Genomic DNA, 12,316 nt, shown 5'->3' on the forward strand with positions numbered 1-12,316 from the left:
GGCGCTGTTCCAAGATGTTTCACGTGAAACATTGAGGTTCACTCGGCCGCCCGCGGGAGTGACTGCTCTGCGTGCGATGGCGCCTTTAAGGAGCTGGTGTGCGGAAGGGGCGCAATGTCGGGAGTACGGCTCTGCCGTTGGCCTTTCCAATCGTCCCCCTCACTGGTTGCGACCTACGGACCACGCGTTTCCCTTCATAATCCCCATTTTCCCCTCACTAAAATGGTAATCTTTCCAAGGGCCATTCTACTGTGCATGGGTTGTTTTCGCGAAAAACACTTGGGCTCCCCTTTGCCTAGTTTCACGTGAAACAACCGCCCCCTCCAGTTTCCACTTCCGGCTTCCCCGCCTGTGAGTTAGAAGTCCGCCATGCGAACAGAGCGAGAGAGCTTCGACGTCATCGTGATTGGCGGCGGCCACGCCGGCTGTGAGGCCGCGGCGGCATCAGCCCGGACGGGTGCAGCGACCGCTTTGGTGACGCACCGTTTCTCCACGGTCGGTGCGATGTCCTGCAATCCCGCCATTGGCGGTCTCGGCAAGGGCCATCTGGTTCGCGAGGTCGATGCGCTCGATGGTCTGATGGGACGGGTCGGCGACGCCGGGGGCATCCAATTTCGCGTCCTCAATCGTCGTAAGGGCCCGGCGGTCCGTGGTCCGCGCGCGCAGGCCGACCGGAAGCTCTATGCCGCCGCAATGCAGGCGGCGATCCGGGAGACCGAGGGTCTTTCCGTTGTCGAAGGCGAGGCGGAAGAGCTGATCGTGGTCGAGGGGCGGGTGACCGGCCTGCGCCTGGCAGATGGCCGCGAACTTCGGGCAGGGGCTGTCGTCGTCACCACCGGCACCTTCCTCCGCGGTCTGATCCATCTGGGCGAGAAGAACTGGCCGGCCGGCAGGGTTGGCGAGGCGCCGGCGATGGGCCTTTCGACCTCGTTCGAGCGCGCCGGGTTCACCCTCGGACGGCTCAAGACAGGGACCCCGCCGCGTCTGGATGGCACGACCATCGACTGGTCGGCGGTCGAAATGCAGCCGGGGGACGAGCCTCCGGAGCCGTTTTCGGTGATGACCCAGCGGATCACGACGCCGCAGATCCAGTGCGGGATCACGCGGACCAATTCCGCGACCCACGAGGTGATCCGGGCCAATGTCCATCGCTCTCCGATGTACTCCGGCCAGATCAAGAGCTCCGGACCGCGCTATTGCCCCTCGATCGAAGACAAGATCGTTCGCTTCGGCGATCGCGACGGTCACCAGATCTTCCTGGAGCCGGAAGGGCTCGACGACAGCACTGTCTATCCCAACGGCATCTCGACTTCGCTGCCGGAGGAGGTCCAGCTCGCCATCCTCGCAACCATTCCGGGCCTGAAGCGGGTGAAGATGGTCCGGCCGGGCTATGCCATCGAATACGACCACGTCGATCCCCGTGAGCTCGATCCGACCCTCCAGACCAAGCGTCTGCGTGGCTTGTTCCTGGCCGGGCAGATCAACGGCACGACCGGATACGAGGAAGCCGCCGGCCAGGGCATCGTGGCCGGACTGAACGCGGCGTTGGCGGCGAGCGGCGCCGCGCTGACGGTGTTCGACCGGGCGGACGGCTATCTCGGCGTCATGATCGACGACCTCGTCACCCGCGGCATCAGCGAACCCTATCGGATGTTCACCTCCAGGGCCGAGTACCGGCTGACATTGCGTGCGGACAATGCCGATCAGCGTTTGACCGAGAAGGGCATCGCCCAGGGATGCGTTGGCAGCGCCCGGACGGTGCATCATCGCGCCAAGATGGACGCCCTGAATGCGGCTCGATCGCTCTCGAAGTCGCTGGCGATCACCCCGAACGAGGCCATCAAGCATGGTCTGTCCCTGAATCGGGACGGCCAGCGGCGGTCGGCCTTCGAGCTGATGGCGTATCCCGATATCGGCTGGAGCCAAGTCCGCGCGATCTGGCCGGAGCTCGCCGCCATTGATCCCGTCATTGCCACCCATCTTGAGATCGACGCGAAGTACGATGTCTATCTGGAGCGCCAGAGCGCCGACGTCGAAGCCTTCAGGCGGGACGAGGGGATGGTGCTGTCGGACGTCGATTACCAGCAGGTCCCCGGTCTCTCCAACGAGGTGAGGGCCAAGCTGGAGAAGGCTCGGCCGTTCACCGTTGGCCAAGCCGGCCGGATCGACGGCATGACGCCGGCGGCCCTCGGCATCCTTGGGGCCTATCTTCGCCGCGAAGCGCGGAAGACTTCCAAAGCAATCGCATAGGTTTCACGTGAAACAGCGCGGGCCGGGCGGCGGCAGATCGTCATCAGGAAAACCCTCGGCGGGTGAGGGTGCCGGTCGTCGCTCCGACCCGGCGCCGACCCGGCCGAAGATCGACAAGGCCAGCGCCAACGATCGATCCCTGGACGCCGTGATCGCGGCCGACAAGGTTGCGGCGCTCAAGCTCGCGCCCGTTTCACATGAAACCGAGGCCCGGCTCGATCGCTACATCGCACTGCTCCGGGAGTGGCAGGCCAAGACCAACCTGGTCGCGCCCTCGACATTGCCGCATCTCTGGACCCGGCACATCGCCGATTCGCTTCAGCTCGTCGCTCTCGCCCCGTCCGCCCAACGCTGGGCCGACCTCGGCAGCGGCGGCGGCTTTCCGGGAATCGTCCTGGCCTGCGCCATGGCGGGGACCGTCGGGGCGAGCGTCCATCTGGTCGAGCGAATCGCCAAGAAGGCGGCCTTCCTCCGCGAAGCCATTCGCGTCACGGCATCTCCGGGAGTCGTACATCTCGCTGAGATCGGGGATAATGTGGATAGAATCACCGGCCCTGTCGATTGCGTCACCGCGCGTGCGCTGGCTCCGCTACATCAACTTATCGGCTTTGCGGAGCCGCTGATGCGCCAGGGCGCAAAAGCGTTGTTTCTTAAGGGTCAAGATGTAGAGTCTGAATTGACCGAAGCCACTAAATATTGGAATATTCAGCCGCAGCTTCACCAAAGCCGGACAGGCGACGGTTGGATCGTCGAGCTGGCTTCCGTCGAACGGCGCGGGTGAGGCGTCAGGGGCCGAGTGGGGAATTTGCGATGAGCGTGATTGACGAGCCGCAGCAAGAACAGACCGCCGCCGTCCCGCAGGGCCATCCGCGCATCCTGGCGCTGGCGAACCAGAAGGGCGGCGTGGGAAAAACAACCACGGCGATCAATCTCGGCACGGCGCTCGCTGCGATCGGCGAACGTGTCCTGATCGTCGATCTCGATCCGCAGGGCAACGCCTCGACCGGCCTCGGCATCGATCGCCGCAACCGCTCCTGCTCGACCTATGACGTTCTGGTAGGCGAGGCGAGCCTGCGGGAAGCGGTGGTCTCGACGGCTGTGCCACGGCTGCATATTGCGCCGTCGACCATGGATCTCTCCGGCCTCGAGCTCGAGCTCGGCACCACGCCCGGTCGTGCGTACAAGCTCCGTGACGCGATCAGCGCGCTCAACAACAACGTCTCTCCCGACGCCGATTACACCTACGTGCTGATCGACTGTCCGCCCTCGCTCAACTTGATCACCGTGAACGCGATGGCGGCTTCCGACGCGATCCTGGTGCCGCTCCAGTGCGAGTTCTTCGCGCTCGAAGGTTTGTCGCAATTGCTGCAGACGGTGGAGCAGGTACGCTCGACGCTCAATCCGAACCTGTCGATCCACGGCATCGTGCTGACCATGTTCGACTCGCGCAACAATCTCTCGAACCAGGTCGTTGCCGACGTCCGGCAGTTCATGGGCGAGAAGGTCTACAAGACCATGATCCCGCGCAACGTGCGCATCTCGGAGGCGCCGTCCTACGGCAAGCCGGTGCTGGTCTACGACCTCAAATGCGTCGGCAGCGAAGCTTATCTGCGGCTCGCCACCGAAGTAATCCAGCGCGAGCGCGAGCTGCGGACGACGCATTGATGTTGCCGTAGGGTGGGTTAGCCGAAGGCGTAACCCACCACTGTCGATCTCCGCGGAAACAGAAGAGGTGGGTTACGCCGAGCAGATACGCTTCGCGCATCTGCAGGGCTAACCCACCCTACGATTCGAAATTCAGTTCTGGAGTGCTGCAGCGTGAATCCAAGGGAGCTGGCGATGGCCGACGAAGCGCGTTCGCGATTGGGCCGGGGTCTTGCGAGTCTGATCGGTGACGTCGGGGGCGAGGCTCAGCATGTCGATCGGCCGCGCGCGCAGCGCAAGGTGCCGATCGAGTTCATCAAGCCCAATCCGCGCAACCCGCGCCGCACCTTTTCGGAAAGCGAGCTCAGGGAGCTTAGCGATTCGATCAGGCAGCACGGCGTGATCCAGCCGATCGTGGTGCGCCCGGTGAAGGGGGCGCAGGACCGCTTCGAGATCATCGCCGGCGAGCGGCGCTGGCGCGCCTCGCAAATGGCCGGCCTGCACGAAGTGCCGATCGTTCCCGTCGACATCAGCGACAGCGATGCGCTGGAGTTCGCGATCGTCGAGAATGTGCAGCGCGAAGACCTCAACCCGATGGAAGAGGCGCTCGGCTATCACGCGCTCGCCAACGAGTTCAAACGCAGCCAGGACGACATCGCCAAAGTCGTCGGCAAGAGCCGCAGCCACATCGCCAACATGATGCGGCTGACGAAGCTTCCTGCGGAGGTACAAGCGTTGATCACGAGCGGTGAGCTGACCGCGGGTCATGCCCGCGCGCTGATCGGCGTGCCTGATCCGCTCGCAGCCGCCAAGCGCATCGTCGAAGAAGGCCTCAACGTCCGCCAGACCGAGGCGCTGGCGCATGAAGAGGGCGTGCCGGAGCGCAAGCCGCAGAAGGCCCGCACGGGAGCAAAGGAAAAGGACCCTGATACGGTCGACCTGGAGAAGCGCGTCAGCGACGCGCTCGGGCTCAAGGTCACGGTGAGCCACCGCGACCCCGGCGGCTCGGTCCAGATCAACTACCGCAACCTCGATCAGCTCGACGAGGTCATGCGGCGGCTGGCAAAGGGCGCGGTGTAGGCCGCTCTCGGTGCCGTCCTGGCGAAAGCCAGGACGACATGCCGATTCGACACGTCATTGCGAGCGTAGCGAAACAATCCAGAATCTTTCCGGGGAGAGATTCTGGATTGCTTCGTCGCAAGGGCTCGTCGCAATGACGAGGGGACAGACAGAGCGGGTGCTCAGCCCCGCCGCTTCGCGTTCGCGGCGATCGCCATCAGCGTGCGCTGGGCGATGGCGGCGGCGAGGGTGGATTGCTTGCGGGTGTCGAGCGCGGCGGTCGCGAGCTGCTCGATGATGGCGGCGAGCCGCGCCATGCTGAAATTACGCAGTGCGGTTTCGACCGCGGGCTTCCGCGAAAAATGCAGGCGCGGATAGCCGCTGTCGAGCACGGCGGAAGCGGGCGTGCCGTCGGCGATCGCGAGCGCGGATTTGTGCAGCCACGCCGCCTGACGCTGCGCCGCAGAGATGATCACGCCGGGGTAGGTGCCGGCGATCATGGCTTTGGCAAATTCGTTCTCGACGATCTCGGGCCGGCCGGCGAAGGCACCATCGACGATCGGATCGAGTTTCAGCTCCGACGCATCGGCGACGACAGCCATCACGTCATCCAGCGTGATCTCGCCCTTGCCGTGGGCATAGAGCGTGAGCTTGCGCAGCTCGTTGCGGGAGGCCTGGCGGTCGCCGCCGAGGAACGACATCAGCACCGCGCGGGCATCCTGCGCGATGCGCAAATTGGCGATGCGAAGCTCGTCTTCCATCAGCTTGGCGAGGTCGCGCTCGGTATCGGGATAGCAGGCGATCGCGACGGCCGTCTTGGCGCGTTCGCAGGCCTTGCGCAGTGGCGATTCCGGGCGCAGCTCGCCGGCCTCGATCACGATGCGGCAATCCTTGACGCCCATCTCCGCCAGCGTGTCGATAGCGCTGGCAAAGCTGCGCGAGCCGGCGCGCACGCGGATGGCGCGGCGGCCGCCGAACAGCGGCACCGTCATGGCCTCGTCGACGAGGCGCGACGGCTCGGCGGAGAGCTCGTCACCATCGACCTTGACCAGTGAAAAGGGATCGTTGAGATCGTCGACAGCCGAGGCGATCAGCGCATCCGCGCGTTCGCGGACCAGGCCGGCGTCAGGACCGTAGAGCAGGATGATCGGACGGCCCGCATCGGGGCGGGCGAGAAAGGCGTCGATCTCTTTTCCGCGCAGCGCGACCATGTTGCCTGGGGGTCGTCATTCCGGGCGAACCGGGATGACGGGATGAATTAAGTGCCCGCGGTGAAGAACGAGGCGAGGCGAGTCGTGATGTTCTCTGCGATCTCGTTGGCGGCACGATCCTCGGCATCACGTATCGCGCGGTTGCGGCTGAAGCGCTGATAGGAGCCGGGCATGTCGTAGGACACGCGGGAGAACGTCGTGCCGGTCATCACCGACCTGCCGCTGACCACCTCGATCAGATTGTACTGGGCGTCGAGGCCGTAGTTTTCGCTGCTCGGCAGGCCGGTATTGGGATTGACGATCAGCGACGTCTTGCTGCTTGCGAAGCGGATCTCGAGGCGGTGGGTCGGCGGCATGCCGGTGGCGGTGCCATAGAGCTTGAAGGCCAGCGCGTTGCGGACCTCGACGCCGACGCGGGCCTCGCGCGACGCATTGGCCTTGGCGATCGGGGGCAGATCGACCCCCATCAGCTTCTCGCGCAGGCCGGGGGTGCCGTCGGTGTGCTCGGCATACATCGGGTGGAAGCAGCCGGCCGTCATGGCCGCCAGTGCGGCGACCGCCAGCAAGCGGGCTGCGATGCGGATCCTAGCCGACAACATTCACGATCCTCTTGGGGACGATAATCACCTTGCGGACGGGCTTGCCGTCCAGGGCCAGTTTTACCGCATCGAGGGCCAAAACGGCAGCCTCGATTTCCGGATTCTCGGCCGCTGTTGCAACTGTGACCTCGCCCCGCTTCTTGCCGTTGACCTGGACCACCAGGGTCACACTGTCTTCAACCAGCAAATCGCGTTCGATTTGGGGCCAATTGGCCTCGGAAACCAGCCCGCTGTGGCCCAGAACCTGCCAACACTCCTCGGCCAGATGCGGCATCATCGGGGAGAACAGCTGGACCAGGATCTGGCTGGCCTCCCGGATCGCCCAGGCCAAGTCTGGAGCCGGCTGGCCGGGACGCTGCAAGACCTCCGCAAACGAATTGGTGAATTCGCGGATATGGGCGAGGCAGACGTTGAAGTGCAGCCGCTCGATCCCGGTGGTGACCTTGTCCAGCGCGCCATGGGCGGCCTTGCGCAAGGCGGTGGCGTCCGGGCCGAAGCTGGCCGGCCGGGCCGCCGGCGCGGTCTTGCCGGGCTCAATTGAGTCGTTCACCAGCCGCCACAGCCGCTGCACGAACCGCGAGGCGCCCTGGACGCGCTCATCGCTCCAGATCACGTCGCGCTCGGGCGGGGAGTCCGACAGCATGAACCAGCGGGCGACGTCGGCGCCGTAGGTCTCGATGATGTCGTCGGGGTCGACCGTGTTCTTCTTCGATTTCGACATCTTCTCGATCGGGCCGATCTGGATGTCTTCGCCTGACGTCAGCAGCGTGGCGCGTCGGCCGTTCGCGCCGGTCTCGACCTTCACCTCGACCGGCTGGACATAGGTGCCGTCGGCCTTCTGGTAGGTCTCGTGCACCACCATGCCCTGCGTGAACATGCCGGCGAACGGCTCGTCCAGTGCGATGTGCCCGGTCGCCTTCATCGCGCGGGTGAAGAAGCGGCTGTAGAGCAGATGCAGGATCGCGTGTTCGACGCCGCCGATATACTGGTCGACCGGCAGCATGCGGTTGGCGACCGCAGGCGTCGTCGGCGCGTTCTCGTTCCAGGGATCGGTGAAGCGCGCAAAGTACCAGGACGAATCCACGAAGGTGTCCATGGTGTCGGTTTCGCGGCTAGCCTTGCCGCCGCAATGCGGACAGGTGACGTGCTTCCAGGTCGGATGATGATCGAGCGCGTTGCCCGGCTTGTCGAAGCTCACATCCTCCGGCAGCACCACCGGGAGGTCGGCATCCGGCACCGGCACCACATCGCATTTCGGGCAATGGATGACGGGGATCGGGCAACCCCAATAGCGCTGGCGCGAAATGCCCCAGTCGCGCAGGCGGAAGTTCACCTGGCGCTCGCCGACCGGCGCGTTGCCGCGCAGCTTGGTCTCGAGACGCTTCGCTACCTCGTCCTTGGCCTGATCGATGGTCATGCCGTCGAGGAAGCGCGAATTGATCATGCGGCCGTCACCGTCATAGGCGGTATCGATGATGACAAAGCTCTTGGGATCTTGGCCTTCGGGGCACACCACCGGCGTGTTGCCGAGAGCATATTTGTTGACGAAGTCGAGATCGCGCTGGTCGTGGGCGGGGCAGCCGAAGATGGCGCCGGTGCCGTATTCCATCAGCACGAAGTTGGCGACATAGACCGGCAGCTTCCAACTCGGGTCGAACGGGTGAGCCGCGCGGATGTCTGTGTCAAAACCCTGCTTCTCGGCGGTGTCGATGATCTCCTGCGCCGTGCCCATCCGCTTGATCTCGCCGATGAACTCGGCGAGCTTCGGATTCTTCGCCGCGGCGGCCTGCGCCAGCGGATGATCGGCCGAGATCGCCATGAACTTCGCGCCGAACAGCGTGTCGGGGCGCGTCGTGAAAATCTTCAGTTCGCTCTCGCCGGCCGGCGTCGTCGCCGCATCAAGCGCGAAGCGGATCAACAGGCCCTCGGACCGGCCGATCCAGTTGCGCTGCATCAGCCGCACCTTGTCGGGCCAGCGATCCAGCGTATCCAGGGCCGACAGCAGCTCCTGCGAGTACCTCGTGATCTTGAAGACCCACTGGTTCATTTCCCGTTGTTCGACAACGGCACCCGAACGCCAGCCTTTGCCGTCGATCACCTGCTCGTTGGCGAGCACGGTCATGTCGACAGGGTCCCAGTTCACCTTGCGCTTTTCGCGCTCGGCGAGGCCTTCGCGCAGGAAGTCCAGAAACAACTTCTGCTGGTGCTTGTAGTAGCTGGGATCGCAGGTCGCGATCTCGCGGCTCCAGTCCAGCGACAGCCCGATCGAGCGGAGCTGCTTCTTCATCGCGGCGATGTTGTCGTAGGTCCAGGCCTTCGGCGCCACCTTGCGCTCGATCGCGGCGTTCTCGGCCGGCAGGCCGAAAGCGTCCCAGCCCATCGGATGCAGCACGTTGAAACCCTGGGCGCGCATGAAGCGGGCCAGCACGTCGCCGAGCGTGTAATTGCGGACATGGCCGATATGGATGCGCCCCGACGGGTAGGGGAACATCTCCAGCACATAATATTTAGGCCGCGGATCGTCGTTCTTGGAGACGAAGATCGCCTGTTGGTCCCAAGCGGCTTGCCAGCGCGGTTCGGCGTCGCGGGCGTTATAGCGTTCGGAGGTCATGGAATCGTTGGGTTTTCGTGGATCTGGGCCGTCTAAAGACGGCGGACTAGGCCATAGAAGTCCTCAAGGGGTCAATGGGTTGCCGCAATTTGGGAACCTTCGGCGCTGCACCGCATAACTACTGAGGCCGCGTTGGGGCGTGATTAAGGGGTCGATGCGAGTTTGCGACTGACCAGAACTCTCAAGATTCGCGATGGACGCCAGCTTCGACGATCTCGATTACGACTATGCCGCGTCCGTTGCCGAACGGGCGATGCGGAGCATGGCCGAACAGCGGATCCCTGCCACGCCGGCCAATTTCGCCGTCTGGTTTCGCTATTTCGCGGGCAGCCATGATGATCTGCGCAACGCCATCGACCTCCTGATCGATCATAACCGTCCCTTCGACGTCAGGACCAATCAGGATCTGTTCGAGACCTATGTCGCGCCCAAGGGGGGCGCTATCGTCTCGGAGACCTCGGAGCGGCTGCATGCTCTCATGGGGGCGGCGAAGGATTTTCTTGCGACTGCGATTGCCGACAATCACTCCCAGATGCAGGCGATCAACGAGGTCGCGGACCAGGGCAAGGCCGGCGTCGATCCCAAAGCGCTGGTTGCCCAGCTCATGAACGAGCTGGGCCGCGCGGCCACCCGCGCGACGCGGCTAGAGGCGGGCTTTGCAGAAAAGACCCGCGAGCTCGACGTGATCCGCGCCTCTCTCTCCAGATCCGAGGAGCGTGCCCGCACCGATACGCTCACAGGCCTCGCCAACCGCCGGGCGCTCGATGAATTCCTGCGCAAGGCGCAGGCGACTGCGGACTGGGGCGAGTCGCTCAGCGTGCTGATGCTCGACATCGACCACTTCAAGACCTTCGACGACAGTTTCGGCCACGGCGTCGGCGACCAGGTCCTGCGCCTGATGGCCAAGGTGCTGCGCGAAAAGGTCCGCGAGCAGGACCTGTCGGCCCGCTATGGCGGCGAGGAGTTGATCGCGGTGTTGCCGGATGCCGATCTCGCCGTCTGCGCCCAGATTGCCGAGCGCATCAGGCACGCGATCGCGGAATGCAGGATCACGCGCCGGTCGACCGGCGAGGTCCTTCCCCATATTAGCGTGTCGATTGGTGTTGCGCAGTACCGGAGCGGCGAAGCGATCACCGATCTCATCGAGCGCTGCGATCGTGCGCTCTATCTCGCCAAGAACAGCGGCCGCAATCGCGTTGTCACTGAGATCGAGCTCGATCAGGCTGGGGCTGCGGGTTAGCCCTCAACCCGCCATCATCATTTCCGCCGCGCCGTTGTCGATCACCGTGATGCCGTGCTCGACGACGTTGTTGCGACCGCGGTGCTTGGCGGCGTAGAGCGCGGCGTCGGCGGCTTCGATCAAATCGCCCGGACGCAAGCTCTCGTTGGGCTTTGTCGCGGCAACGCCGATCGAGACGGTGACGATCATGTGGTCGGAGGTGATGTGCGGCAGGCACAGCTTCAGCACGGCCGCGCGCGCCTGTTCGCCGATTTCGACGGCACGCGCCACGTCGGTGTTCGGCAGCAACAGGCAGAATTCCTCGCCGCCGTAGCGGGCCGCGAAGCCCATCGTGTCGGCGGCGATGCCGGACAGTGATTCGCCGAGCCTGGTCAGGCAGGAATCGCCTTCGAGATGGCCATAGGTGTCGTTGAACAGCTTGAAATGGTCGACGTCGATCATCAGAAGCGCGAGGTCGCTGCCATATTGCTGCGCGCGCATCCATTCGAAGTCGAGGCGGCTCTGGAAGCCGCGGCGGTTGGCGAGCCCCGACAACATGTCGATCGAGGCCATCACCGTGAGCCGGTCATTGCTCGCCATCAGCTCGCGTTCGCGCTGGCTGAGCTGCGCGGCCATCGCGTTGAACGCGCGGGCCAGCGGCACGAACTCGGCCGGCAGGCGATTGCGCGCGGCGCGCGCCGACAGATCGCCCTCGCCCAGACGCTTGGCCATGTCGGCGAGCATCCTGATCGGCTTGATCACCAGTTTCTCGGCTGCGATCAGCGCGCCGAGCAGCACGAATAGCACGACGAAAGCGAGCTGGAGATAGGCGGTGCGGATGTCGCGGCTCACGGCCGCGGACACCTTGTCCTCGTCGATGCTGGCGATCAGGCGGGCATTGGTCCCGGCGATGCGGATATAGCTGACCGCGCGGCGGGAGCCGTCGGCAGCGAGGAAAGAGAGTGAGCCTTCGTCCTGGTCCGACCTCAGCGCCTTGTCGGCGATCGCGGACATCAGCGGCATGTTGTCGAGCGGACGGCCGATCGCGCTATGCTGGTCGGCCGGTGCCGCCAGCACGATGCCGGCGCTGTCGACCAGCACGGCCGTGATGCCGGCGCGGCCACCCAGATTGCTCATGACCTTCGACATCCAGTCGAGGTTGACGGTGGCGAGCACGACGGCATCCGCTACGCCGCTAAAGGCGGACACCGGGTAGACCGCCATGACGGTCGGTGTTAGCACCGGGCGCGACAGGATGAAGTCGCTCAGCACGAAACGGCCGGTTTCCTGCGCCTGCTGGAAGTAGGGCCGGTCGCTGAGGTCGAGACCGACATACATGTTGTTGGTGGCGCACTGGATGCGTCCGTCCTGGCCGGCAATCAGAAGCGTGCGGATCCAGGGGAGATTTGACGGCAGGCTCGCGCGCAGCACGTCACAGCTCTTGCTGATGCCGCCGGCGGAGGCGCGGATGAAAGCTTCCGATTTCAGGATGGTCTCGACCGACGAGATCACCTCGCGCTGCGCATCGGCGCTGTGCCTTGCAACGGTGGTGAATTCGGCCGTGGCCTGCGCGATCTGCCTCGTGCGCGTGTCTTCAAGCGAACGGATGCGCTCGAACATCAGAGGCGTCACCAGAATCACCGCGAGCAACGCAAGCCGCGCCCGGATTCCGAGAACCTGCTTGAGTTTCGCTCGTTTGCGGTTGAAACTGACGTTTGCCATC

At 64.5% G+C, this 12,316-nt stretch carries 9 protein-coding genes; 5 read left to right on the forward strand and 4 right to left on the reverse strand.

Annotation, left to right across the window (positions count from 1 at the left end; all coding sequences use genetic code 11):
* Positions 1–369: 369 nt before the first annotated feature.
* The 4 genes from mnmG to ABIB66_RS08555 all read left to right on the forward strand — a co-directional run bounded on the left by mnmG (position 370) and on the right by ABIB66_RS08555 (position 4,974).
* Positions 370–2,250: a tRNA uridine-5-carboxymethylaminomethyl(34) synthesis enzyme MnmG gene (gene mnmG / locus ABIB66_RS08540; RefSeq protein ID WP_354209768.1), complete on the forward strand. Its 1,881-nt coding sequence runs from the start codon at positions 370–372 to the stop codon at positions 2,248–2,250.
* 139 nt (positions 2,251–2,389) lie between these two features.
* Positions 2,390–3,031, forward strand: a complete 642-nt coding sequence (gene rsmG, locus ABIB66_RS08545; RefSeq protein WP_354254733.1) for a 16S rRNA (guanine(527)-N(7))-methyltransferase RsmG — start codon at positions 2,390–2,392, stop codon at positions 3,029–3,031.
* 29 nt (positions 3,032–3,060) lie between these two features.
* A complete protein-coding gene (locus ABIB66_RS08550; RefSeq protein ID WP_007598621.1) occupies positions 3,061–3,915 on the forward strand; it encodes a ParA family protein in 855 nt (284 codons plus the stop codon).
* 174 nt (positions 3,916–4,089) lie between these two features.
* Complete coding sequence (locus tag ABIB66_RS08555; RefSeq protein WP_275168991.1) at positions 4,090–4,974, forward strand: ParB/RepB/Spo0J family partition protein; 885 nt, start codon at positions 4,090–4,092, stop codon at positions 4,972–4,974.
* A gap of 161 nt (positions 4,975–5,135) precedes the next feature.
* On the opposite strand, the gene holA is transcribed toward ABIB66_RS08555, so the two are convergent.
* Genes holA through leuS form a run of 3 tightly spaced genes read right to left on the reverse strand, consistent with a single transcriptional unit; the run spans position 5,136 to position 9,374 of the window.
* Positions 5,136–6,164, reverse strand: coding sequence for a DNA polymerase III subunit delta (gene holA, locus ABIB66_RS08560; RefSeq protein ID WP_354209766.1), 1,029 nt, complete (start codon positions 6,162–6,164; stop codon positions 5,136–5,138).
* Between the two features lie 47 nt (positions 6,165–6,211).
* On the reverse strand, positions 6,212–6,763 hold the full coding sequence (gene lptE / locus ABIB66_RS08565) for an LPS assembly lipoprotein LptE (RefSeq protein ID WP_275168995.1): 552 nt from the start codon (positions 6,761–6,763) through the stop codon (positions 6,212–6,214).
* Positions 6,750–9,374, reverse strand: a complete 2,625-nt coding sequence (gene leuS, locus ABIB66_RS08570; RefSeq protein ID WP_354254686.1) for a leucine--tRNA ligase — start codon at positions 9,372–9,374, stop codon at positions 6,750–6,752. The genes lptE and leuS overlap by 14 nt, the downstream gene beginning before the upstream one ends.
* 193 nt (positions 9,375–9,567) lie before the next feature.
* Here leuS and ABIB66_RS08575 point away from each other — a divergent pair, with 193 nt between their 5' ends.
* Positions 9,568–10,614: a GGDEF domain-containing protein gene (locus ABIB66_RS08575; RefSeq protein ID WP_354254688.1), complete on the forward strand. Its 1,047-nt coding sequence runs from the start codon at positions 9,568–9,570 to the stop codon at positions 10,612–10,614.
* 3 nt (positions 10,615–10,617) lie between these two features.
* On the opposite strand, the gene ABIB66_RS08580 is transcribed toward ABIB66_RS08575, so the two are convergent.
* Positions 10,618–12,315: a diguanylate cyclase domain-containing protein gene (locus tag ABIB66_RS08580; protein ID WP_275169001.1), complete on the reverse strand. Its 1,698-nt coding sequence runs from the start codon at positions 12,313–12,315 to the stop codon at positions 10,618–10,620.
* Position 12,316 lies beyond the last annotated feature (1 nt).

The organism is Bradyrhizobium sp. F1.13.3, assembly GCF_040548265.1.
Classification (GTDB): domain Bacteria; phylum Pseudomonadota; class Alphaproteobacteria; order Rhizobiales; family Xanthobacteraceae; genus Bradyrhizobium.